The 22,700-nt window shown below is 65.9% G+C and carries 25 protein-coding genes and 1 rRNA gene; 12 read left to right on the forward strand and 14 right to left on the reverse strand.

All coding sequences use genetic code 11. The features are described from left to right. Positions 1-20: 20 nt before the first annotated feature. Complete coding sequence (locus KQ693_RS04225) at positions 21-1,157, forward strand: NAD(P)/FAD-dependent oxidoreductase (RefSeq protein WP_267262022.1); 1,137 nt, start codon at positions 21-23, stop codon at positions 1,155-1,157. Positions 1,158-1,165: 8 nt separating this feature from the next. After that, positions 1,166-1,777 (forward strand): helical membrane plugin domain-containing protein, encoded by a 612-nt coding sequence (locus KQ693_RS04230; RefSeq protein ID WP_267262023.1) that lies wholly within the window; start codon positions 1,166-1,168, stop codon positions 1,775-1,777. A 48-nt stretch (positions 1,778-1,825) separates the two neighbouring features. Here KQ693_RS04230 and KQ693_RS04235 read toward each other — a convergent pair whose 3' ends face one another. Genes KQ693_RS04235 through lysJ form a run of 5 tightly spaced genes read right to left on the reverse strand, consistent with a single transcriptional unit; the run spans position 1,826 to position 6,146 of the window. Continuing rightward, positions 1,826-3,436: a GGDEF domain-containing protein gene (locus tag KQ693_RS04235; RefSeq protein WP_267262024.1), complete on the reverse strand. Its 1,611-nt coding sequence runs from the start codon at positions 3,434-3,436 to the stop codon at positions 1,826-1,828. Between the two features lie 9 nt (positions 3,437-3,445). Next, on the reverse strand, positions 3,446-4,534 hold the full coding sequence (locus KQ693_RS04240) for a [LysW]-lysine hydrolase (protein ID WP_126169702.1): 1,089 nt from the start codon (positions 4,532-4,534) through the stop codon (positions 3,446-3,448). Continuing rightward, positions 4,506-4,745, reverse strand: a complete 240-nt coding sequence (locus tag KQ693_RS04245; RefSeq protein ID WP_267262025.1) for a type II toxin-antitoxin system HicA family toxin — start codon at positions 4,743-4,745, stop codon at positions 4,506-4,508. The genes KQ693_RS04240 and KQ693_RS04245 overlap by 29 nt, the downstream gene beginning before the upstream one ends. Continuing rightward, the gene (locus tag KQ693_RS04250; protein ID WP_015716276.1) at positions 4,742-4,948 is read right to left on the reverse strand and encodes a type II toxin-antitoxin system HicB family antitoxin; all 207 of its coding nucleotides are present in this window, start codon (positions 4,946-4,948) and stop codon (positions 4,742-4,744) included. Before KQ693_RS04250 ends, KQ693_RS04245 begins: the two co-directional genes overlap by 4 nt. Before the next feature lie 4 nt (positions 4,949-4,952). Continuing rightward, on the reverse strand, positions 4,953-6,146 hold the full coding sequence (lysJ, locus tag KQ693_RS04255) for a [LysW]-aminoadipate semialdehyde transaminase LysJ (RefSeq protein WP_267262026.1): 1,194 nt from the start codon (positions 6,144-6,146) through the stop codon (positions 4,953-4,955). A 138-nt stretch (positions 6,147-6,284) separates the two neighbouring features. On the opposite strand from lysJ, the gene folK reads away from it, so the two are divergent. The 4 genes from folK to plsX are packed head-to-tail and all read left to right on the forward strand — an operon-like array spanning position 6,285 to position 8,560. Beyond that, positions 6,285-6,764 carry a 2-amino-4-hydroxy-6-hydroxymethyldihydropteridine diphosphokinase gene (gene folK, locus KQ693_RS04260; protein WP_019551695.1) on the forward strand — a complete coding sequence of 160 codons (480 nt, stop codon included), beginning with the start codon at positions 6,285-6,287 and terminating at the stop codon, positions 6,762-6,764. Positions 6,765-6,806: 42 nt separating this feature from the next. Next, positions 6,807-7,184, forward strand: coding sequence for an RNA-binding protein S1 (locus tag KQ693_RS04265; protein WP_015716279.1), 378 nt, complete (start codon positions 6,807-6,809; stop codon positions 7,182-7,184). Between the two features lie 60 nt (positions 7,185-7,244). Continuing rightward, positions 7,245-7,577, forward strand: coding sequence for a thioredoxin (trxA, locus tag KQ693_RS04270; RefSeq protein ID WP_038031047.1), 333 nt, complete (start codon positions 7,245-7,247; stop codon positions 7,575-7,577). A 2-nt stretch (positions 7,578-7,579) separates the two neighbouring features. Then, complete coding sequence (gene plsX / locus KQ693_RS04275; protein ID WP_156919439.1) at positions 7,580-8,560, forward strand: phosphate acyltransferase PlsX; 981 nt, start codon at positions 7,580-7,582, stop codon at positions 8,558-8,560. Here plsX and KQ693_RS04280 read toward each other — a convergent pair. Together KQ693_RS04280 and KQ693_RS04285 are read right to left on the reverse strand one after the other, a co-directional pair. Next, positions 8,549-8,968: an archease gene (locus KQ693_RS04280; RefSeq protein WP_267262027.1), complete on the reverse strand. Its 420-nt coding sequence runs from the start codon at positions 8,966-8,968 to the stop codon at positions 8,549-8,551. The two genes, plsX and KQ693_RS04280, sit on opposite strands and share 12 nt — an antisense overlap. After that, a complete protein-coding gene (locus KQ693_RS04285) occupies positions 8,959-9,660 on the reverse strand; it encodes a PIG-L deacetylase family protein (protein WP_267262028.1) in 702 nt (233 codons plus the stop codon). Before KQ693_RS04285 ends, KQ693_RS04280 begins: the two co-directional genes overlap by 10 nt. A gap of 125 nt (positions 9,661-9,785) precedes the next feature. Between KQ693_RS04285 and KQ693_RS04290 the strand changes: the two genes are divergently transcribed. Beyond that, a 16S ribosomal RNA gene (locus KQ693_RS04290) occupies positions 9,786-11,302 on the forward strand. A gap of 136 nt (positions 11,303-11,438) precedes the next feature. Here the strand turns inward: KQ693_RS04290 and KQ693_RS04295 are convergent. Further along, positions 11,439-12,653 carry a S8 family peptidase gene (locus tag KQ693_RS04295; RefSeq protein WP_219760520.1) on the reverse strand — a complete coding sequence of 405 codons (1,215 nt, stop codon included), beginning with the start codon at positions 12,651-12,653 and terminating at the stop codon, positions 11,439-11,441. 72 nt (positions 12,654-12,725) lie between these two features. On the opposite strand from KQ693_RS04295, the gene pyrF reads away from it, so the two are divergent. The 5 genes from pyrF (at position 12,726) to KQ693_RS04320 (ending at position 16,675) form a co-directional block, all read left to right on the forward strand. After that, positions 12,726-13,499 carry an orotidine-5'-phosphate decarboxylase gene (pyrF, locus tag KQ693_RS04300; RefSeq protein ID WP_267262029.1) on the forward strand — a complete coding sequence of 258 codons (774 nt, stop codon included), beginning with the start codon at positions 12,726-12,728 and terminating at the stop codon, positions 13,497-13,499. A 5-nt stretch (positions 13,500-13,504) separates the two neighbouring features. Continuing rightward, entirely contained in the window at positions 13,505-14,056 is a 552-nt protein-coding gene (gene pyrE / locus KQ693_RS04305) for an orotate phosphoribosyltransferase (RefSeq protein WP_015716286.1), read from the forward strand. A gap of 4 nt (positions 14,057-14,060) precedes the next feature. Then, the gene (locus KQ693_RS04310; protein WP_267262030.1) at positions 14,061-15,065 is read left to right on the forward strand and encodes a hypothetical protein; all 1,005 of its coding nucleotides are present in this window, start codon (positions 14,061-14,063) and stop codon (positions 15,063-15,065) included. After that, entirely contained in the window at positions 15,062-16,030 is a 969-nt protein-coding gene (locus KQ693_RS04315; protein ID WP_267262031.1) for an NAD(P)H-dependent glycerol-3-phosphate dehydrogenase, read from the forward strand. Before KQ693_RS04310 ends, KQ693_RS04315 begins: the two co-directional genes overlap by 4 nt. 114 nt (positions 16,031-16,144) lie before the next feature. After that, positions 16,145-16,675 carry a Uma2 family endonuclease gene (locus KQ693_RS04320; protein WP_416376367.1) on the forward strand — a complete coding sequence of 177 codons (531 nt, stop codon included), beginning with the start codon at positions 16,145-16,147 and terminating at the stop codon, positions 16,673-16,675. On the opposite strand, the gene KQ693_RS04325 is transcribed toward KQ693_RS04320, so the two are convergent. The 6 genes from KQ693_RS04325 to KQ693_RS04350 are packed head-to-tail and all read right to left on the reverse strand — an operon-like array spanning position 16,672 to position 22,674. Beyond that, positions 16,672-17,382 (reverse strand): alpha/beta fold hydrolase, encoded by a 711-nt coding sequence (locus KQ693_RS04325; RefSeq protein WP_267262033.1) that lies wholly within the window; start codon positions 17,380-17,382, stop codon positions 16,672-16,674. The two genes, KQ693_RS04320 and KQ693_RS04325, sit on opposite strands and share 4 nt — an antisense overlap. After that, on the reverse strand, positions 17,383-17,586 hold the full coding sequence (locus KQ693_RS04330) for a hypothetical protein (protein WP_015716291.1): 204 nt from the start codon (positions 17,584-17,586) through the stop codon (positions 17,383-17,385). Beyond that, positions 17,583-17,999 (reverse strand): Fe-S cluster assembly sulfur transfer protein SufU, encoded by a 417-nt coding sequence (gene sufU, locus KQ693_RS04335; RefSeq protein WP_015716292.1) that lies wholly within the window; start codon positions 17,997-17,999, stop codon positions 17,583-17,585. The genes KQ693_RS04330 and sufU overlap by 4 nt, the downstream gene beginning before the upstream one ends. Before the next feature lie 11 nt (positions 18,000-18,010). Beyond that, the gene (locus KQ693_RS04340; RefSeq protein WP_267262034.1) at positions 18,011-19,225 is read right to left on the reverse strand and encodes an aminotransferase class V-fold PLP-dependent enzyme; all 1,215 of its coding nucleotides are present in this window, start codon (positions 19,223-19,225) and stop codon (positions 18,011-18,013) included. Positions 19,226-19,240: 15 nt separating this feature from the next. Further along, entirely contained in the window at positions 19,241-21,268 is a 2,028-nt protein-coding gene (locus KQ693_RS04345) for a heavy metal translocating P-type ATPase (RefSeq protein WP_267262035.1), read from the reverse strand. Beyond that, positions 21,268-22,674, reverse strand: coding sequence for a multicopper oxidase family protein (locus KQ693_RS04350; protein ID WP_267262036.1), 1,407 nt, complete (start codon positions 22,672-22,674; stop codon positions 21,268-21,270). The genes KQ693_RS04345 and KQ693_RS04350 overlap by 1 nt, the downstream gene beginning before the upstream one ends. Positions 22,675-22,700: the final 26 nt, after the last annotated feature.

Raw genomic sequence — 22,700 nt, forward strand, 5'->3', positions numbered from 1 at the left:
GGGTACCCGGGAGGTGGAAGATGGCGACGAAGGTTCTGGTTCTGGGAGGCGGCTCGGGTGGCCTGGTGGCGGCCAACAAGGTGAAAAGGCTCCTGGGGAGGGAGGTGGAGGTCACCCTGGTGGACAAGAACGCCTACCACGAGTTCATGCCCGCCTATCCCTGGGTGGCCTTCGGCATGCGGGAGCCCGAGCAGGTGCGCAGGCCCCTGGCCAACCTGGAAAAGCGGGGCATCACCTACCTGCAGGCCACGGTGGAGGCTTTAGACCCCGCCAACAACCGGGTGAAGACCAGCGCCGGGGAGCTTTCCTACGACTACCTGATCGTTTCCCTGGGGGCGGAGGCATTGCCCTCTCCCGCCCAGGATGGCCACGCTCCCTGGAGCCTCGAGGGGGCCTTGAAGCTAAGGGAAGCCCTCAAGAACTTCAAGGGGGGCCGGGTGGTGGTGGGGGTTTCCTCCCCCTACTACCCCTGCCCTCCCGCGCCCTATGAGGTGGCAGGGCAGGTGGAGTTCGCCCTCAAGGTCAAGGGGATCCGGGATAAAAGCACGGTGGAGGTCTTCCACCTAAACCCCCTGCCCCTGGCGGGCATGGGCCCGGTGATCTCGGGGAAGGTCATGGAGATCCTCCGCTCCAAGGGCATCGCCTTCCACGGGGAGTTTGAACCTGCTTCCTTTGAAGGGGGCAAGGTCAGGGCCAAGGACGGGCGGGAGCTGGCCTACGACCTCCTCATCCTCACGCCTCCTTTCGCCCCCAACCGGGTGGTGCGGGAATCCCCCCTGGCGGGGCCCCAGGGCTTCCCCGAGGTGAACAAGATGACCTTCCGCTCCACCAGGTTCGCCAACGTCTTCGTCATCGGGGACACGGTGAACCCCTCCCTCATGCTGCCCCCCGCCGGGGTGGTGGCCCACTTCCAGGGGGAGTACGTGGCCGGGGTCATCGCCTCCGATCTCAAGGGAACCTATATCGGCGAGCCCTTCAACCCCGTGGCCATGTGCATCATGGACTTCGGGGATAACGCCCTTCTGCCCCAGTGCTCCTTTGAAAAGCTTCTGGCGGGCACGGGGATGCCCTCCTGCGGCGTGATGGCCGTGGGCAAGTGGGTGCGGGTGACCAAGATGCTCTTTGAGGGCTTCTGGTTCGCCACCTTGATCGAGTAGGAGGGGCCATGGAGAAGACGCTTACGGTGGAAGAAAGGCTGGCCCGCATAGAGGAGGTCCTGGAAAAGAGCGGGCTAGGCCTCCTGGCCCAGGTGGGGGCCGGGGAGACCCTGGCGGAGAACCTAGGCCTCCTCATGGAGCCCAAGAACCTCCAGATGGTTTCCCTGCTGGCCCGCTTCCTGGATCAGGCGGAGGCCTTGGAGAAGCTGGCGGATACCCTGGAGAAGCTGGAACGATCCGGGGCCTTGGCCTTCCTGGGCCACCTCTCTGAGAACTTCGGGGAGGGCTTGGGGATGCTCATGGAGCCCCAGGTGCTCAGGCTTTTCTCCCACGGGGCCAATGTTCTGGACATCCTCTCCCGGATAGAGCCCGCCGCCATCGGCATGATGGCCTCGGCCCTGCAACGGGGCCTGGGGGAGACCTTTACCCCCGAGGTGATGCGGGATCCACCCCGGGTGGGCCTGGCGGGGATTCTGAAACAGCTTTCCGACCCCGAGGTGCAGAAGGCCCTGGGGGTGCTTTTCCTCCTTCTCAAGGCCCTGGGCAAGGCCTTCGGACACCTGAACGAGGACATGAAGGCCCTAGAGGCCCTCATGGCCAAGATGATGCCCAAGAAGTAGCGGCTTAGGGTCTTAGGACCCCGTTGCGGCCCTCGCCGCAACGGGGTTTTACGCCATGGTCACCCGGTCCCGGCCCGTTTCCTTGGCCCTAAGGAGGGCGTAGTCGGCCTTGAGGACCCAGTCCTCCAGCTGGGCCTCGCTTTCCGGAACCTCCCCCCCGGCGATGCCGGCGGAGAGGGTGAGGGGATAGGGGATGGGGTCCACCCTTTGGTGGCGGAAGCGGGAGCGGATGCGCTCCACCACCTCCTTGGCTGCAAGGCGGTCGGCCCCGTAGAGGAAGAGGAGGAACTCCTCCCCCCCGTAGCGCACCGCCAGGTCCTCGCGGCGCACGCTGGCCTGGAGGATTCGGCCCAGGAGCTTCAGGACTTCGTCGCCCACCGGGTGGCCGTAGGTGTCGTTCACCCGCTTGAAGCGGTCGATGTCCAGCATGACCACGCTTATGGGGGCCTGGTAGCGCCGGGCCAGGGCCAGGAGCTTGGGAAGCTCCGCCTCGAGGCCCCTGCGGTTCAAAAGCCCGGTGAGGGGATCCGTGAGGGCAAGGGTGCCCCACTCCACCTGGCGCAGGACTTGCTTGATCCGCTCCCCCAGGAGGGAGAGGAAGCCGGGGGGCACGGATTCCTCCAAAGGACTTTGCAGGTAGAGGTAGGCGGTGTCCCCGTTTAAGGGGATGGCCAGGGAATGGGGGGTGCGCTCCCCCACCAGGCCCCGCCTTCCCCTCACCTCCAGGCCCACGGCCTGGGGCAGGAGGTAGCGGGTGGCCTCGAGGGCCCCCACCAGCACAGCCTCAGGGCTCAAGGTCTGGGTTACCCGGGGGGAAAGGCGGGCGAGCTCTTCCAGAAAGCGGGTCCAGCGTAGCCTCTTCTCCTCCGTGCGGCGCCACTCCAGATGGTTGGCGTAAAGGAGCCCCAGGCTCCCCACCAGCCCTCCATAAAGGGCCATGATCCGCACCCCCCAGGGGGTGGGATCGTTCAATAGGAGAACCGGCATCAGGAAAAGCCCTCCCAGGGCCAGGGCCTGTCCCGGGAAGGAGGCTTTTCCCGATGCTTCCTCCATCACCCCGAGGGCGAGGAGGAAGTAGCCCAAGGTCCAGAGGAGGTGGACAGGGTGGCCGGTGGGGTAGGTTCCCTCCGCCTCCAGGAAGGCGTAGGCCATGTCCGCCACCAGGAAGAGGAGAAGCCCCACTCCCCAGACGGCCCATCCTCCCAGAAGATGTTCGCGGAACAGGGTTTCCAGCCTGGGCAGAAGAAGGAGAAGAAGGAGGGCATCCCACACGGTGTAGATCCGGTCTATGCCCAGTTCCGGCTTCAAAGAAGAAGCCAGGCCCAGAATAGCCAGGGGCACCAGGAGGAGGCTTAGGCGAGGCTTCTCCCCGGGGATCTTGAGAAGAGCCCAGGTTAAGGCGGCATACCCCACCAGGTAGGGGAACTCCAGGTACAGACCCCGGGGTAGGCTCTTCAGATCCTCCAGGGTCCAGGCCAGGTCCCCTAGGCCCAGGAAAAGAAGCCCGAGGCCCCAGGGTTCCTGCCGTTGCCTAAGAAGGAAAACCCCTCCTCCCAGGGCCACCAGGGGGGTAAGGAAGCGCTCGCTCCAGGGGGCGGTGGGGGGGAATAGGCCAAGGAATAAAAGGAGGGCGAGAAGCCCTAACCCATAGGCGGCCACGGCCACAGTTTAGCCCAAGGCTGGCTCCGGTGGGTGCGCTTTGGCCAGGGCCTCGAGGGCTTCCCTAAGCGCCTCTATCCCTTTCAGGAACTCTTCCACCCCTATGTGCTCGTGAGGGGTGTGGTCCAGGGTGGAGTCCCCGGGGCCGTAGGCCACCATGGGCACCTTCCAGTGGGGGGCCAGGACGTTCATGTCGCTGGTCCCGGTCTTCAGCTTGAAGACGGGTTTTCCCCCAGCCTTGCGGATTCCTTGCCTGAGGGCCCGGGTGAGGGGGGTGTCCTTGGGACCCAGGTAGGGTACTTCCCGGCCGAAGAACTCCAGCTCTATGGTCGGGGGAGCGTAGGCGGTGAGGTGGTGGATGGCCTCCTCCGGGGGGAGTCTCGGGGGAAGGCGCAGGTCAAAGAACATCTCCGCCACCTGCTTGAGCTCTGCAGGCTGGATGCGGAAATCCCTTAGGGTGTACTGCACCTGGTCAAAGGCCTTTTGCCCCACGTTCATGGCCTCCGCCCAGGCCTTGATGGCCACGAAGTAGCTGATGAGCTCCTCGGCGGCGTTGGGCTCGTGGTGGGCAGAGTGGAAGTTGTCCTTTTCCCGCCTGGCCTTCACCAGAAGCCTTCCCTTGTACCCCAGGGTGATGCCCTCCCAGCCCGAGGGCTCCCCGATGATGACGTAGTGGGGCTTGAGCCTTGGGGCCACGAAGCGGGCTCCCTTGGAACTGGGGGCCTCCTCCTCCGTGGCCCCCACCAGGTGAACGGTAAGGTGTTTCCTTGCTTCCTCGGAAAGCCCGGCGGCGGCGAAGATCATGGTCACGAAGGGGCCCTTGGCGTCCACCGCTCCCCGGCCGAAGAGCTTGTTGCCCTCCAGGCGTACCGGCACCACTCCGGGCACGGTGTCGATGTGCCCCAGGAGGACCACCTGGATGGGGCCATGGCCCACCTGGCCCCGGGCGTTGTCCGCCTCGTCCACGAAGGCCTTGAGGCCCAGCTTTTCCATTCCCTCCGCCAGGTACTCCGCCACCAGGCGCTCCTGCCCTGAAGGGGAGGGGATCTCCAGGGCCCCTTTGAGGAACTCAACGGGGTCCAAGGCGCTTGCGCTCATACTCCTCCTTGCTCCATCCCACGTCCCGGAGGATCCCTAGAAGCGTTCCCGGGCGAAGGAGTTCTCCTGCGTGTACCGGCACCGTGGTGGCTCGGCCGTCTGGGTGTTTAAGGCGCACGTGGCTCCCCCTCACGCGCACCACCTGGAAGCCTTCTTCCTGTAGGAGGCGGACCAGCTCCTTCCCGGCGATGGGGGTTAGGCGGGGGCTCACGCGGCTTCGATCTCCAGATCGCCGGAAAACCCCAGCACGGAAACCTCTTCTTCCGTGTCCAAGGAAACGGCTATGGCCTCCTGCAAGCGTTCAAGCAACTCTGCGAAGCTCCTGGCCTGGGTATGGGCCCGAAGCTCCGGGACATGGGCCACCAGGTAGCCTTCCTCGTCCCGTTCCACTTCTATGTGGTAGCGTTGCCTCATCCTGTTAGGTTAGCACAGCCCGCACCGCCTCCACCACCCGCTCCAGATCCGCCTTTTCGATGACCAAAGGGGGAAGGAAGCGGATCACCGTGGGGCCGGCTTGGAGGGTCAGCACCCGGTGCTCCTTTTCCAGGCGCTCGATGTAGGGGGCAGCCTTTTCCTTGAGCTCGAGGCCCACCATGAGCCCAAGCCCCCGCACCTCGCGGATCTTGGGGGAGGGGATCTCCCTCAGCTTTTCCATGAACCAGGGCCCGAGTTCGGCGGCCCTCTCCCATAGCCGGGTGCGCTCCAGATAGCGCAGGGCGGCTACCCCGGCGGCCATGGCCAGGGGATTCCCCCCGAAGGTGGTGCCGTGGCCCCCCTTGGGCATGCTTTTCGCCACCTCCTCCCGCATCACCGCTACCCCGATGGGTACCCCGCCCCCAAGGGCCTTGGCCAGGGTGAGGATGTCGGGCACCACCCCATAGTGCTCAAAGGCGAAGCGCCTTCCCGTGCGCCCCATGCCGGTCTGGATCTCGTCCAGGATCAGCAGGGCTCCTTTTTCCCGGGTAATCTCCCGGGCAGCCTCCAGAAACTTCCGGGTGGCGGGGCGCACCCCTCCTTCCCCCTGCACGGGCTCGAGGATCACCGCCGCGGTCTCCTCGTCCACCGCCTTCCTCAGGGCCTCCACATCGTTAAAGGGGATGAACTCCACGGGGCCCAAGAGGGGCATGAAGGGTTCCCGGTACTTGGGCTCCCAGGTGACGGAAAGGCTTCCCAGGGTGCGCCCGGAGAAGCCCCGCATGGCGGCCACCAGCTTCCGCCTCTTGGTGTGGGCCCAGGCGAACTTGATGGCGGCCTCGTTGGCCTCGGTGCCGGAGTTGGTGGGGAAGACCCGGTTGAGCTCGGGGGGAAGGAGGCTTACCAGGGTGCGGTAGAACTCCCCCCGCATGGGGGTGGGCAGGGTCTGGGGCATGGAGAGGAGGGTTTCCGCCTGCTTCTTGATGGCCTCCACCACCTCGGGGTTGGCATGGCCCAGGTTGGCTACCCCGTAGCCCCCCACGCAGTCGATGTACTCGTGGCCCTCGGCATCCCAGACCCGGGCTCCCTGCCCCCGTACCAAAAGGAGGTCGTGCTTGGTGTAGACGCCAGTATCCAGGCTCTTCTCCGCTTCCAGAAGGGTCCGCCATTCCACATTTACCCCGTTTACCCCAACCATCCTCACCTCCAAAAGAAAAGCCCCCGGGCGGGCCCGGGAAGCCAGGCTTCCCAGGCCCCATCAGGTTTTGCCCCGGGCGGCCATCTCCCCTTCAGGGTAGGGGGGCGGGACCACCTTGTCAACGGATAGACTGGGGAGGTGCTGGCCTATGTGGGCTTGGGTTCCAACCTGGGGGACCGGGCGGGCTACCTTTTGCAGGCCCTTTCCCTCCTTTCCCGGCTTCCTGAAACCCGGTTTTTGCGCCTTTCCCCCGTGTACGAAACCGAGCCCGTGGGCCCACCCCAGCCCCCCTACCTGAACCTGGTGGCGGAGGTGGACACGGGGCTTTCCCCACGGGCTTTCCTGGAGGGCCTCCTGGGGATAGAGCAAAGCCTTGGGCGGGAGCGGAAGGAGCGCTGGGGGCCGAGGACCATAGACCTGGACCTCCTGCTCTACGGGGACCTGGTCCTGAGGGAGGTGGGCCTCGAGGTGCCCCATCCCAGGCTCCACCAGCGGGCCTTCGTCCTGGTGCCCCTGGCCGACCTCGTCCCGGAGGGGCGCCACCCGGTGCTCGGGCGCACCTTTGCCGAACTCCTCGCCCCCCTGGACCGAAAGGGGGTGCGGCCCTTTGTGCTATAGTGGGGGCATCGCGGATCCTAGCCGCGCAAAGGGAGAAGGAAAGTGGAGCTAGAAGCTGGAAGCGTTGTAGAGGGCCGCGTGGTGCGGGTTACGGATTTTGGCGCCTTTGTGGAGCTCCCGGGGGGCGAGCAGGGCCTGGTGCACATCTCCCAGATCGCCCACGAGTTCGTGAGGAACGTGCGGGACTTCCTCAACGAGGGGGACATCGTCCAGGTGATGGTGAAGGGCCGGGACGCCAAGGGGCGTCTGGACCTTTCCATCAAGGACCTCACCCCCGCCCCGGAAGGGGCTCCGCCCCCCAGGCCCAGGCGCCTGCCCAAGCAGTCCCCCGAGTTTGAGAACAAGCTCAAAAGCTTCCTCCGGGGCACCGGGGGCTTTGGCGGCAAGGGGGGCAAGAAGGGCGGCAAGAAAAAGCGTTAACCCCAAAGGGTTCCCCCCGGGGGTGTATGCCCCCGGGGTTTTGCTTTAAAGTGATGGGGTATGGCGAAGCCCATAGAGGTTACCGACGCCAACTTTGACCAGACCTTAGGCGGACACCCCCTGGTCCTGGTGGACTTCTGGGCGGAGTGGTGCGCTCCCTGCCGCATGATCGCTCCCATCCTGGAGGAGCTGGCCAGGGAGTACGAGGGGAAGCTCTTGGTGGCCAAGCTGGACGTGGACGAGAACCCCAAGACGGCCATGCGCTTTAGGGTCATGAGCATCCCCACGGTGATCCTCTTCAAAAACGGCCAGCCGGTGGAGGTCCTGGTGGGGGCCCAGCCCAAGCGCAACTTTGAGGCCAAAATCCAGAAGCACCTCCCTGCCAGCGCATGAGCATTAGGATCGCCCTGGACGCCATGGGGGGGGACCGGGCCCCCGGGGTTACGGTCCAGGGAGCCTTCCTGGCCGCCAAGGAAGGGGTGGAGGTCCTTTTGGTGGGGGAGGAGGCCCGCCTGCGGGCCGAGCTTGCCCGCCTGGGGACTTCCTTGCCCATTCATCATGCTCCGGACTGGATCCCCATGGAGGAGCATGCCACCGAGGTGAGGAAGCGCCGGGAAAGCTCCATCATGGTGGCCATGGACCTTCTAAAGCGGGGCGAGGTCCAGGCGGTGGTGTCCATGGGCCACACCGGGGCCACCATGGCCGCAGCCCTCTTCACCCTGGGGCGGGTCAAGGGGGTGGAAAGGCCTGCCCTCTTGGTGGAGTTCCCCAGCCAAAGGGGACGCACCTTCCTCCTGGACGGGGGAGCCAACGCCGACTGCCGCCCTTTCTTCTTGGTACAGTTCGCCGCCATGGGCCTGGCCTATGCCGAGGCCAGCGGCCTTAAGGACCCCAAGGTAGGCCTTCTTTCCATCGGCGAGGAGGAGGGGAAGGGCAACGCCCTGGTGCTGGAAACCTACCCCCTCCTGAAGGATGCCCTGGGAGAGCGGTTTTTCGGCAACGTGGAGGGGCGGGACGTCTTCTTGGGCACCGCGGAGGTGGTGGTCACCGACGGCTTTACCGGGAATGTGGTCCTGAAGCTGGCGGAGGGAGAGGCCAAGGTCCTCCTCGGCTGGATCAAGGAAGCCCTCACCTCGAGTCCCTTGGCCCGGCTGGGGGCCCTCCTGGCCCGGGGGGCTTTGCGGAAGGTGAAGGAGAAGGTGGATCCTTCCCAGTATGGGGCCATGCCCCTTTTGGGGGTGGAGGGAGCGGTCTTCATCGGCCACGGTTCCGCCGACGCTTTGGCGGTGAAAAACGCCCTTCTTCGGGCCAGGAGCCTGGTGGCGGCAGGGCTTTTGGACCGGGTGCGGGCGGGTCTTTCCGCCCTACACGTCTAGGATCACCTGGGCTTTCCATGCCCCGTTTTCCCGGCTCACCTGCAGGCCGTGGAAGGTGGCGCTTTTCACCTCCCCCTGGAAGCCAAAGCTCTCCTGGAAGGGCTCACCCCAGAGGGTGGCGGTGAGGCGGTAGCCCCCGGCTTCCTTGTTTACCCGTACCCGTGCCTTCCCGGGCACGAAGCCCTTGGTCTGGATCAGGTAGATGAGCTCGTTCAGGAAGCGGACCAGGAGGGTTTCCAGGTCCTCCGCCTCCAGGGAAAGGCGCCTGCGCCGGCTTCCCCCTTCTGGGGGAAAGAGGAACATCACCTGGAGAAGCCCTTTCAGGGCGGCCTGGAAGAGGCCCTCGAGGCTTTCCGCCTCCAGGAGGAACCCCACGTCGGCGGTGTGGTCCAGGGGCTTTACCACCATGGTCCCTCCTGGGTGCCCTCCGTTCCGGGGAGGTGAAAGGTTTCCGTCCAGAGCCTTTCCGGATACCTTTCCATGAAATCCAGCAGGGACAGGGCCTGGGTCCGGTGCTGGGCCAGGGCCTTGAGCTTCCGGGCCAGGGCCCATTCGGGTAGGTGTAGGCGGTGGGTGACGGGCCAGGGGCCTTCGGGCCGCACGAAGTACACCACCTGGGCCAGGCCCTCCGCCGCCCTGGTGGCGTAGCGGCTTGTGGCCACGTGGTCGGGGTGGCCGTTGATGCCGTCAGGGGGAAAGGTGAGTACATAGCGGGGCCTTTGGGCAAGAAGCCTTTCCCGGATGGCCGCTTCCGCCTCGGGGTGGTCGAGGAGGCCTTTCCCCGAGGCCAGGCCGCGGGGTCCCTCCGTCATCTCTTTAGGGCCCCTGTACTCCAGGTGAACCGCCTGGGGTAGGGCGTTGGGGAAGGAGAGGACCTCGAGGAAGTCCACCTCCAGGATCTCCGTTGCCCGCTCAAGTTCTTGGGTCCGCACCCTGGGCAGTTCCTCAGGTGGGCAGAGCCCCAGGGTTCTCCCCGCCTCCCCTCGGGTGAGGGTGAGGATGCCCGTCCTGAGCCCGGCCCTTTTGGCGAGGAGGAGCGCCCCACCGGCACCAAAGCTTTCGTCGTCGGGATGGGGGACCACCACCAAGAGGTCCAGCATGCCCCCATCTTGACAGAAATGCCCCTGCCTGGTACATTCAATGTTGCGCCGGTTGGACCGGCGGGGGATCTTGAAAGCGCAGGAATAGGGCAACGCACGAAACAAAACGCCTTCGGGCGTTAATTTTATTGGAGAGTTTGATCCTGGCTCAGGGTGAACGCTGGCGGCGTGCCTAAGACATGCAAGTCGAGCGGGGCGGGTTTATACCTGCCCAGCGGCGGACGGGTGAGTAACGCGTGGGTGACCTACCTGGAAGAGGCGGACAACCTGGGGAAACCCAGGCTAATCCGCCATGTGGTCCTGTCCTGTGGGGCAGGACTAAAGGGTGGATAGCCCGCTTCCGGATGGGCCCGCGTCCCATCAGCTAGTTGGTGGGGTAAGAGCCCACCAAGGCGACGACGGGTAGCCGGTCTGAGAGGATGGCCGGCCACAGGGGCACTGAGACACGGGCCCCACTCCTACGGGAGGCAGCAGTTAGGAATCTTCCGCAATGGACGGAAGTCTGACGGAGCGACGCCGCTTGGAGGAGGAAGCCCTTCGGGGTGTAAACTCCTGAACTGGGGACGAAAGCCCCGGATAGGGGGATGACGGTACCCAGGTAATAGCGCCGGCCAACTCCGTGCCAGCAGCCGCGGTAATACGGAGGGCGCGAGCGTTACCCGGATTTACTGGGCGTAAAGGGCGTGTAGGCGGCCTGGGGCGTCCCATGTGAAAGGCCACGGCTCAACCGTGGAGGAGCGTGGGATACGCTCAGGCTAGAGGGTGGGAGAGGGTGGTGGAATTCCCGGAGTAGCGGTGAAATGCGCAGATACCGGGAGGAACGCCGATGGCGAAGGCAGCCACCTGGCTCATTTCTGACGCTGAGGCGCGAGAGCGTGGGGAGCAAACCGGATTAGATACCCGGGTAGTCCACGCCCTAAACGATGCGCGCTAGGTCTTTGGGGTTTACCTGGGGGCCGAAGCCAACGCGATAAGCGCGCCGCCTGGGGAGTACGGCCGCAAGGCTGAAACTCAAAGGAATTGACGGGGGCCCGCACAAGCGGTGGAGCATGTGGTTTAATTCGAAGCAACGCGAAGAACCTTACCAGGCCTTGACATGCTAGGGGACCTAGGTGAAAGCCTGGGGTGCCCGCGAGGGAGCCCTAGCACAGGTGCTGCATGGCCGTCGTCAGCTCGTGTCGTGAGATGTTGGGTTAAGTCCCGCAACGAGCGCAACCCCTGCCCTTAGTTGCCAGCGGGTTGAGCCGGGCACTCTAAGGGGACTGCCTGCGAAAGCGGGAGGAAGGCGGGGACGACGTCTGGTCATCATGGCCCTTACGGCCTGGGCGACACACGTGCTACAATGCCCACTACAGAGCGAGGCGACCCAGTGATGGGGAGCGAATCGCAAAAAGGTGGGCGTAGTTCGGATTGGGGTCTGCAACCCGACCCCATGAAGCCGGAATCGCTAGTAATCGCGGATCAGCCATGCCGCGGTGAATACGTTCCCGGGCCTTGTACACACCGCCCGTCACGCCATGGGAGCGGGTTCTACCCGAAGTCGCCGGGAGCCTTAGGGCAGGCGCCGAGGGTAGGGCTCGTGACTGGGGCGAAGTCGTAACAAGGTAGCTGTACCGGAAGGTGCGGCTGGATCACCTCCTTTCTAAGGAGCATGAAGCCCGTTCCTGCGCTTTCAAGACCCCGTGGTCCAAGCCGGTGCAACCCCCTATGGGGGGTTTTCTTTTTTCCCAGGCAAAACCAGCCCCCCGCCCTAGGGCGGGGGGCTTTTCGGGGAGAGGCTAGAATCCCCTCACGTTCAGGAAGGGCTCGGGGTGCGGATTCCCCGAGGTGTTTTGCCAGGTGGCGGTGCTTTCGGCGTTTTGCAGAAGGGCCTGCTTCACCTGGGCCGGGGTGTAGCTGGGGTAGCGGGAAAGCACCAAGGCGGCGGCCCCGGCCACATGGGGGCTGGCCATGGAGGTGCCGCTGATGGTGTTGTAGCTGGTGGTGGAGGAGTTCCAGGTGGAGAGGATGGAAACCCCGGGGGCGGCGAGGTCCACGTCGGGGCCGTAGTTGGACCAGGAGGGCCAGTCGTCCTGGCTGTTGGTGGCGCTTACGGTGATGACCTCGTCGTAGGCGGCGGGGGTGTGGTTGGCGGCGTTGTCGCCCTCGTTGCCGGCGGCCACCACCACGGTGATCTGGTAGTCGCACACCGCCTTCTGGATGACGTTGTGGAAGGCGTTGGTGGAGCGGGTGCTGGGACAGTACTGGCCATCCTGGTCGTCGGTGCCGCTCCCCCCAAGGCTCATGTTGATCACCTTGGGTTTGCCCCCGTTGTTGTGGCCGATCACCCAGTTGATGCCCTGGACGATGCCGCTGATGCTTCCGGATCCGGAGTTGGAAAGGACCTTCACCGCCCATAGCTCGGCGGCGGGGGCCACGCCCAAGACGCCCACGCTGTTGTTCACCGCGGCCACCGTGCCCGCCACATGGGTGCCGTGGCCGTTGTCGTCGTCGTAAGCGGTGCGGCACTTACCCCGGCACTTCACCACCGCATACCCCCCCATCAGGTTGGTGAGGTCCTCATGCCCCACCTTGATGCCGGTGTCCACCACGTACACGGAGACGTTGGCGCCCTTGGCGGTGGTGGTGGGGGCGCCGATGCGGTCCACCCCCCAGGGGATGGTCTGGGCGTAGGCCTTCACCTCCTGGTCCGGGGTCAGGGCGTAGACCCTGGGGTCCTGGGCCAGGCGCTGGGCCTGGGCGGGGGTGAGGTTGCGGAGAATCACAGCCCCCAGGGCCTCGAGGCGGTCCTCTGCAGGGATGGAGAGGCCGTGGGCCCTTTCCAAAGCGGCAAGGCGTTCGAAGAAACGGGCGGGAAGCGTGGGCGAGGCCGTGGGCTCCAGGATGGCGATGTAGGTCTGGCCCGCTTCCCTAAGGGCCTGGGGTTGCACCGTGGCCTGCTGCTGGCAGGCGGCTAGGACCAGAAGGCTTAAAGCCAGGATGAGTTTCTTCATACTCCCTCCTTGCGGTACGCTGGCAACTCTATGCCCGGAGGCCTGGGGTTGTCAAGGCCTATAGTGGAAGGCATGGACTTTCTCCTGGCGCTTTCCCGCCCTCCTTTGGTCCTCGGGGTGGATCCCAGGCCCGAGCTTCACGGGCGTGAGCCTGTTGCCCACTTGAAGCGGTATACGGTGGAGCTTCTTGAGGCCTTGGCTCCCAGGCTGGCTGCGGTCAAGTTCCAGCTGGCCTTCTTTGAGGCCCTGGGCCCAGAGGGGCCCGGGCTTCTTTTTGAGCTGGCCAGCGCCGCACGGGTCATGGGCCTGCCCGTGATCTTTGACGGGAAGCGGGGGGATATCGGTTCCACCGCCGAGGCTTACGCCCGAGCCTACCTCCTGCGCTTTCCTGGAAGCGCCCTCACCGTGAACCCCTACCTGGGCCTGGATAGCCTCACACCCTTCTTCCAGGCGGCCCGGGAAAGCCAGGGGGCGGTTTTCGTCCTGGTCAAGACCTCAAACCCAGGATCAGGGTTTTTGCAGGATCTTCTGGTGGAGGGAAGGCCCCTTTACCTCCACCTGGCGGAGGCCCTGGCCCGGGAGGGGGAGGGATACCGGGAAGGGGAGTGGAGCCGCGTGGGCATGGTGGTGGGGGCCACCTACCCGGAGGTGGTCTTGACGGTGCGGGAAAAGGCTCCCCATGCTCCCTTCCTCCTCCCCGGCATAGGGGCCCAGGGGGGAAGGCCCTTGAAGGGCCCTGGCCTTTTGAACACCGCTAGCCGCGCCCTTTTCTATCCGGGGGGCAGGCCGGATCTGGAGGGAGCCTTACGGGCGGCGGAGGACTTCCATAGGGCTTTGGTAGAGTAGGGGGGATGGATGTCCTGGAGCTCTACCGCAGGACGGGAGCCCTTCTGGAAGGGCACTTCCTCCTGCGCTCGGGGTTGCACTCGCCTATCTTCCTGCAATCCGCTGCCCTCCTGCAGCATCCCCTCTATGCGGAGGCGGTGGGGGAGGCCTTAGGCAAGCTATTTGAAGACGAGAAGGTGGATTTCGTCATCGGCCCGGCCCTGGGGGGTGTGGTGCTCTCCTTCGTGGTGGCCAAGGCCCTGGGGGCCAGGGCCCTCTTCGCCGAGAAGGATGGCCAGGGAGGCATGACCCTGCGCAGGGGCCTCACCGTGAACCCAGGCGACCGTTTTTTGGCGGTGGAGGATGTGGTGACCACCGGGGAGAGCGTGCGCAAGGCCATTCGGGCGGCGGAGGCCAGGGGAGGGGTTCTGGTGGGCGTGGGGGCCATCGTGGACCGGAGCAGGGGAGAGGCGGACTTCGGTGTCCCCTTCCGGGCCCTCCTGAAGCTGGAGGTGCCCCAGTACCTTCCCGAAGCCTGCCCCCTGTGCCGGGATGGTGTGCCCTTGGAGGAGGTCTGAGGCCATGCGCCCTCTGGCCTTTCTTCTTGTTCTTTTTCCCTGGGCCATGGCCTCTTCTGTGGTGGAGTTGGCCCGCCAGGCGGCGGAGGCCTGGCTTGCGGGAAAGCTTTCGCCGCGCCTCGAGGAGGTCCTGAGGGCTTCCCCTGAGGAGGCCCCGAAGCTTTTGGAGCGCTACGCCCTTTTCCCACCGCCTCCCAGGGGCCTCTCCCTCAACCTGGATAGCCCCAGGGTGGAGGGAAACCGGGTCCTCTTCCCCGCGGCGGTGGGGGAGGAGGTGGGGGAGGTGGTGGTGGTCCTGGAGGGCGGCGAGGCCAAGCGGGTCTACTTCCGCCCCGAGGGGCTTGCCCTTCCCGGGTACCTCCTTAACCCGGCCTCGGGCTGGGGGTTTTTGCTCCTTTCCCTCTTCTTTGGCTTTCTCCTCTTCCAGCCCTCGCCCTTTCGCGCCTGGCTTTTGGAGGCCCTGGCCCTGCTTCGCACCTATAGGGGGCTTTACCTTTTCACCAACCTCTTCCTCTATGGCCTCTTTGCCCTTGGGAGTTTGCTGGCCTATGGGATGCCGGAGATGGCCCGAGCGGTGCAGGCCCTTTTCGGCGGGGCCCTCGAGGCCATAGGCTTGGAGGAGGCCACGGGAAAGGGCATCCTGGTCTTGGCCGGGGTGATCTTCCACTGGAACTTCGGCCAGGGGCTTTTCCTCACCGGGCTTCTGCCCGCCTTGCTTTTGGGGGTTCCTGTCTTTCTTTTGAATGCCCTCCGCTATCTGGTCTTCGGCTTCGCCCTGTCCCCGGCGCTTCTGGGCGCCGCCTTCCTGGTTCACCTCCCCACCCTTCTCCTGGAGCTTCAGGCCTATATCCTGGTCTCCTTCGGGGGGCTTGTGCTCCTGGCCAAGACGGCGGGAGGGGAGGGGTATAGGAAGGGGCTTAGGGCCTTGCTCCTCACCTTCTACCTGGGGGCTCTTTTCCTGCTTTTGGCGGCCTGGTATGAGGCCTGGGAGGTGAGCGTGCTCCTATGAAGGTGGCCATCCTGGGGGCTGGGGCCTGGGGCACCGCCTTGGCGGTCCTTCTGGCCAGCAAGGGGATTCCCACGGCCCTCTGGGCTAGGAGGAAGGAGCAGGCGGAGGCCCTCAGGGCGAGCCGGGAGAACAAGGACTACCTGCCGGGGGTGGCCCTCCCCGCTTACCTTTACCCCACCGCGGACCCGGAGGAGGCCTTGGAGGGAGTGGAGCTGGCCGTGGTGGCCCTGCCCTCCAAAGCCCTGGAGGACACCTTAAGGGCTCTGCCCCGGGCCCCTTGGTACCTTTCCGCCACCAAGGGGCTTTTCTTCAAGGAGGGGAGGCTTCACACCCCCAGCGAGGTGGTGGAGGCCTTAACCGGCAGGCCCGTGGCCGCCCTTTCCGGTCCCAACCACGCGGAGGAGGTGGCCCGCTTTCTCCCCACGGCCAGCGTGGCGGCGGGTCCCTTGGAGCTGGCCAAAAGGGTGCAGGAGCTTTTCTCCGGGCCCACCTTCCGGGTCTACACCAGCCAGGACCGGCGTGGGGTGGAGCTGGGCGGGGCCTTGAAGAACATCCTGGCCCTGGCGGCGGGGATGGTGGACGGGCTTCGCCTGGGGGATAACGCCAAGGCGGCCCTCCTCACTCGGGGCCTTAGGGAGATGGTGCGCTTCGGTACCGCCCAGGGGGGAGAGGAGGCTACCTTTTATGGGCTTTCCGGCCTGGGGGATCTCCTGGCCACCGCCTATAGCCTCCACTCCCGGAACCGGGGGGCGGGGGAGAGGCTGGTGCGGGGGGAGGCTTTGGAGCGCCTCGAGGACCGGGGGGTGGTGGAGGGGCTTTATGCGGTCAAGGCCCTCATGGCCTGGCGGGAGCGAACCGGGCTTGAGCTTCCCATCGCCGAGGCGGTGTACCAGGTGGTCTACGAGGGGTTGGATCCCTTGAAGGCCCTTTCCGCCCTCATGGCCCGGGAGCCCAAGGCGGAGTAGCCGGCTGGGACCGCCCTGCCTGGCCTTAGGACCCTGGAGAATCCCTTTCCCAAGCCTCCTTATTGGTCTGGCTAAGGTCGGGGCTGGGCGAGAAACCGTAGAATGGAATCGGGAATGTTAGCCCCCAAGCTTCCTAAAGCTCTGGAAGCCTACCTGGAGGAGGAGGCCCAGTCCCCGGTGAAGCGGGAGTACTTGCGGGGGCGCCTTTACGCCATGGCGGGGGCCAGCGCCCTCCATAACCGGGTGGCCCTCAACATCGCCGCCCGGTTTCTGGAGGCAGCCAGGCCCAGGGGGTGCCGGGTGTACATGAGCGACATGAAGCTACGGATCCGGGATGAAGCCGTCTACTACCCCGACGTGATGGTGGTGTGCCAACCCGGGCCTCCCCACCCTTACTACGAGGAGGCTCCTTGCGCCGTGGTGGAGGTTCTTTCGCCCGCCACCGAGGTGCAGGACCGCCGGGAAAAACGGGCCCTTTATGAAACCCTGGACACCTTGGAGGTCTACCTTCTGGTGGACCCCGAGGCCCGCCGCTTCACCCTCTACCGCAGGACCCCCGAGGGCTTTGCGGAGGAGGAAGGGGAAGAGGCCTTGATCCCCTGCCTAGACCTCGTGTTGCGGGCCGAGGAGGCCTTCCGCCTTTAGAGCACCTCGGCCAAAAAGCCCAGAAGGGCCGTGCGGAAGGCCTTGGGGTTTTCCAGGTTGGCCAGGTGCCCGGCCTCGGGGAGGATGAGCAGGCGGGCGTCGGGCAGGGCCCTGGCCATCCGCTTGGCCTCCTCCGGGGGGGTTAGGGTGTCCTCCTCCCCCACCAGGACCAGGGCCGGGCGGCGCATCCCGGGAAGAAGGGGGGAGGAGTCGGGCCGTTCCGCCAGGGCCAGGAGGCTTCCTGCCACCGCCTCGGGGCTGGCCTCCAGGATGAGGGCTTTGGCCCTTGCCACCACCTCGGGCTTCTCCTCCTGCGTGGTCTTGCCCAGGTGGTTTGGGAGAAGGGCCTCGGGCAGGAAGCCCACCCCTTCCGCCAGAACCCTTTCCCTTAGGGCATAGCGGTTCTTCCGGCCCTCCTCGGTGTCGGCCCCCGCGCGGGTATCCGCCAGCACCAGGCCCAGGAAGCGCTCGGGGGCCTTGCGCCAAAGTTCAAAGATGAGGTAGCCCCCCATGGAAAGCCCCACGAAGACGGCCTCCTCGAGGCCCGCCTCATCCATCTCCCCCAGCACCTTATCCGCTGCCTGGGAAAGGGATAGCCCCAGGTAATGGGGGGCTAGGACGGGAAGCCTTCCCCGAAAGTAGCCCATCTCCTCCTCCCACATCCGGGGGTTGTAGGGGAAAGCGTGCAGAAACACCACGCCTCGCATCTAGGCCTCCTTCACCGGCTCCCCCTCGAGGCCCAAGGCCTTGAGCCGGGCGATGAGGCTTGGGTCTTCCACCACCACATAGTTGCGCCCATCCTGGCTCTCCGCCCTAAGGAGCCCAGCCTTGGCGGCCTCCTTCCAGGCCTCCATGAGGTCGGGGTACTGGACCAGCAAGGGGGTCACCTTGTGGGCGGGGTAACGCCTCACCGCAGGGCCTCCTCGAGGGCGTGCCAGGCCAAGGTGGCGCACTTCACCCGGGCGGGGAGCTTGGCCACCCCCTGAAGGGCCAGGAGATCCCCAAGGGCCGGATCGGGGGGGGCTCCTTCCACCACCATGGCCTGGAACTTCCTGGAAAGCTCCAGGGCCTCCGCCACCTTCTTCCCCTTCACCAGCTCGGTCATCATGGAGGCGCTTGCGGTGCTGATGGCGCACCCTTGACCCTGGAAGCGGATGTCGGCGATGGTATCCCCTTCCAGCCGCACCATCACCTCCACCTGGTCCCCACAGGAAGGGTTCATGCCCCCGGCGGTCTTGGTGGCCTGGGGCAGGACCCCGAAGTTTTTGGGGCTCTGGTAGTGCTTGAGGATGATCTCCCGGTAAAGCTCGTCAAGGACGCTCATGGATTCCCCCATTATAGCCAGGCCCGGTACCGGGTGTGGATGCGAAGGAGGGCTTCCACGAAGCGGTCCACCTCCTCGAAGGTGTTGTAGAGGTAGAAGCTCGCCCGGGCCGTGGCGGCCAGGCCCAGCTTCCGGTGCAGGGGTTGGGCGCAGTGGTGCCCTGCCCTTACCGCGATCCCCTCCTGGTCCAGGAAGGTGGCCAGGTCATGGGGGTGGAGGCGGCCTAAGGTGAAGGGGATGACCCCGCCCCGATCCTCCCCCTTGGGACCGTACACCTTGAGGTCCGGCACCTCCGCAAGGCGCTTTAGGGCATATTCCAAAAGGGCCCGGTCATGGGCATAGACCCGCTCCATGCCGATCTCCATCAGGTAGCTGGCCGCTTCTCCCAAGGCGATGGCCTCGGCGATGGGGGGAGTGCCGGCTTCAAAGCGTTGGGGAGGGGGAGCGTAGGTGGAGCGGTCCACGTGTACCTCCCGGATCATCTCCCCTCCTCCCAGGAAGGGCATCATCCCCTCCAGGACCTCGTACCGTCCAAAGAGCACCCCGGCCCCTGTGGGCCCCAGCATCTTGTGGCCAGAGAGGGCAAAGAAGTCGGCCCCCAGGGCCTTCACGTCCACGGGCAGGTGGGGGGCGCTTTGCGCCCCGTCCACCACCATCAGGGCCCCTACCCCCTTGGCCCTCCTGGCGATCTCCGCCACGGGGTTGATGGTGCCCAGGACGTTGGACATGTGGACCACGGAAACCACCTTGACCCTTTCCGTGAGGAGGGTGTCCAGGGCGGAAAGGTCCAGCCGGCCCTCCTCGGTGAGGGGGATGGCCTTGATCCGGGCTCCCTTGAGCCCCGCCACCAGGTGCCAGGGCACAAGCCCTGCGTGGTGCTCCATTTCCGTGACCAGGATCTCGTCGCCCTCCTTAAGGTTCCTTAAGCCCCAAGCGTAGGCCACCAGGTTCAGGGCCTCGGTGGTGTTGCGCACGAAGATGATCTCCCTTTCCTCGGCGCCAAGGAAGCGGGCTATCCGGCGCCTGGCCTCCTCGTAGGCCTCGGTGGCCGCCACGGAGAGGCGGTAAGCCCCGCGGTGGACGTTGGCGTTGAGCTCCTTGTAGTAGCGGTCCAAAGCCTCCAGGACCCGCTTGGGCTTCTGGCTGGTGGCGGCGGAGTCCAGGTAGACCAGATCCGGCCGCCCCGCAATCAAGGGGAAGGCTTCCCTTAGGCTGGTGAAGTCCATGCCTCCAGTTTAGCCCTAGGTACCCAGGCGCGCCCGCCTTAGGAGAAGGGCGTTGAAGGCCACCACCACGGTGGAGAGGCTCATGAAGAGGGCACCGAGGGCCGGAGGGAGGAGGAAGCCGAAAGGGTAGGCCGCGCCCGCGGCCAGGGGCAGGGCGATGGCGTTGTACCCCGTGGCCCAGAAGAGGTTTTGGAGCATCTTCCTCCGGGTGGCCCGGGCCAGGTGGAGGAGGCGGACCACGTCCAGGGGATCGCTCTTGACCAGCACCACATCGGCGGATTCCATGGCCACATGGGTTCCTGCCCCGATGGCTACCCCAAGGTCCGCCTCCAGGAGGGCAGGGGCATCGTTGATGCCATCCCCCACGAAGGCTGTAGGACCTTGGGACTTCAGCTCCCGCACGATGCGGGCCTTGTCCCGGGGCAGGACCCGGGCGTGGTAGAGGGCGATACCCAGCTCCCCAGCCAGGGTTTTCGCCACCGCCTCGGCGTCCCCGGTGACCATGACGGGGGTGAGGCCCAGGGCTTTGAGGCGTTGGATGGCCTCCCGGGCCGAAGGGCGCGGGCGGTCGCGGAGAGCGAAAAGGGCGAGGAGGCGGGTTTCATCCATGAGGGCCACGGCGCTTTCCCCCCGGGCCTCTACTTCCCTCAGGGCCTGGGCGAGGTAAGGGGAGAGGGAAAGGCCCAGTTCCTCGGCCCACTCCGGCCGGCCCACCCGGTAAAGCTGCCCATCTAGATACCCCTCCACCCCTTTGCCCGGCACGGCCTGCACCCTGGTGGGGGAGGGAAGAAGGGCCTCGGGGCCCAGGTGGGCCTTGGCGTGCTCGCGGATGGCCTCGGCCAGGGGGTGTTCGGAGAAGGCCTCGAGGGCCGCGGCCAAGGCCAGGGCCTTCTTTTCCTCGAGGCCCTCTGCATACACCCCCCGTACCTCGAACCGCCCCTCGGTGAGGGTCCCGGTCTTGTCCAGGGCCACATACCTTAGGCCCGTGGCCCGCTCAAAGGCCTCCCGGTTTCGGATGAGGATTCCCCTTTGGGCGGCCATGGCCGTGGCGTTGACCACCACCAAGGGTATGGCCAGGCCCAAGGCATGGGGGCAGGCGATGACCACCACGGTCACCGCCCGCTCCAGGGCGAAGGACAAGGATGCGTCGGCTAGAAGCCAAAGGAAGAAGGTTGCGCTTCCCCCCAGCACCGCCAGGTAGAAAAGCCACCCCGCCGCCCGGTCGCCCAGGTCCTGGAAGCGGCTCCGGGAAGCCTGGGCTTCCTCCACCAGGCGCATGATCTGCCCCAGGGTGGTGGAGGTTCCGGTGCGGGTCACCCGGACCTGGATGGCTCCCTCCCCGTTTAACGCCCCGGCCAGGACCTCGTCCCCCACCCCTTTGGCCACGGGCCGGGACTCCCCGGTGAGGAAGGCCTCGTTCATGCTGGTGGCTCCTTCCACCACCACGCCGTCCGCGGGCACCTGCTCCCCCGGGCGGATGAGGATGAGGTCCCCTTCCCGGAGGGCGGTGGTGGGTACATCCTCGACCCGGCCATCAACCAGGCGGTGGGCCGTCTGGGGCATCAGTTTGGCCAAGGCTTTTAAAGCCTCGCCCGCTCCCAGGATGGCCTTCATCTCCAGGAAGTGGCCGAGGAGCATCACATCCACCAGGGTGGCCAGCTCCCACCAGAAGGGCTTCCCCTCGGTCAGCGGAGCCAGTTCCACGGCCAGGCTGTAGATATAGGCCACGCTGATCCCCAGGGCTACCAGGGTCATCATCCCCGGCCGCCTGCCTCCAAGCTCCCGGAGGGCCCCCTGGAGGAAGACGCCGCCGCCGTAGAGGTAGATCAGGGTTCCCAGGAGGAGGGGGATCCAGGAGGCTCCCTCCCAGGGGGGAAGGCCGAGGAGGCCCCGCACCTCCTCGGAGGCGTAGAGGACCGGCAGGGTGAGGAGAAGAGAGACCAGGAAGCGGTCCCGGAACATCTCCGGGGTGTGGCCCGCATGCCGGTCATGGGCCTGGGAGGGGGAGGCGGGGGGAGGATGGGGATGGGGGTGGGGATGCATTAGCCCACCTCCAGCACCCCCATCATGCCCCGGTCCTCGTGCTCCACGATGTGGCAGTGGAAGACGGTCTTCCCGGGAAGGTTCCTAAGGGGAACCAGAAGGCGCACCACCTCCTTGGCCTTCAGGTTGACCACGTCCTTGAGGGCGCGGTAAGGAAGGGGCTTGCCGTTCACCGAGAGAACCTGGAAGGGGTGGGTGTGGAGGTGGAAGGGGTGGTCCATGTCCCCTTGGTTGTCCACCTCCCAGACCTCGAGGTCCCCCGCCCGTCCCTGGAAGTCCACCCGGAGGTGATCAAAAGCTTGGCCGTTGATGAAGAACTTCCCGGCCATCATGTCCTCCGTGAAGGTGATGCGCCGGGTCACCCTGGCCTGGTTGGGGTTGAGGGCGGGCAGTTTGGCCAGGGCCTTGGGCAGGGGGAGGGGTTTGGGGCGGGGCGGGGCCACCAGGGTGAGGAGGGTTTGCGGGCCGCTGGGGCTTGTCCCCATGGACATCCCTCCGTGGCCCATGTGCTCCATCCCGCCCATCATGTGGACCCCCCGGTCGTAGGGAAGGGCGAGGAGGCGGAAGGCCCCTTCCTTCTGGAAGCGCACCAGGACCTCTGCCCGTTCCCCGGGGGCCAGGAGGAGTTCGGGGACCTCATAGGGTTCCTCCAGGAAGCCCCCGTCGCTGGCGATGAGGTAAAGGGGATGCCCTTCCAACTGGAGCCGGTAGAAGCGGGCGTTGCTGGCGTTCAGGAGGCGGAGGCGCAAGGTGGCCTTGCCGGCCCGCAAGGTGGGGCGGGAAGCCCCGTTGACCAGAAGAAGGTTGCCCTCCTTACCGTTGATCCAGTCCATGGGGGTGTGGGCGGCGGGACGGCCCGATGCGAGCTCCAGGTCCTTGAGGACCAGAAGGTGCTCCTCGGCTTCCCGGAGTTCGGGAATCCCGTCTACGGGGCTTTCCACCACAATGGCCCCCGCCAGTCCGGCGAAGAGCTGGGGGGCCACCCGCCCGTGCAGGTGGGGGTGGTACCAGAAGGTGCCTGCCAGGTCCTGGGGAACGGTGAAGGCGTAGCTCCAGGTTTCCTTGGACGGGATTTCCAGGAAGGGATCGTCCACCTTAGGGGAGATGGGAAGCCCGTGCCAGTGCAGGTTCGTGGACTCGGGGAGGAGGTTTTCCAGCTCGAGGCGCACGGCATCCCCCGGGCGCACCCTGAGGGTAGGCCCTGGGAAGCTGCCCCCGTAGGTCCAAAGCCGCGCTTCCCGTCCCACCAGGGAAAGGGGGGTAGGGGCAACCTTCAGCCGCACCTGCAGGAGGCCGTCCCGGCTTTTGAGCACCGGGGGCTCGGGAAAGGGGGCCTGCCCCCTGGCCAGAGGGGAGAGGAGGAGGCCTGCGGTGAGCTTTAAAAGGGTTCGGCGATCCGCGTTCATACCTCCAGAGGGTAGGGGAGGTTTGT

Source organism: Thermus brevis, assembly GCF_026427635.1.
Classification (GTDB): Bacteria; Deinococcota; Deinococci; order Deinococcales; family Thermaceae; genus Thermus; species Thermus antranikianii.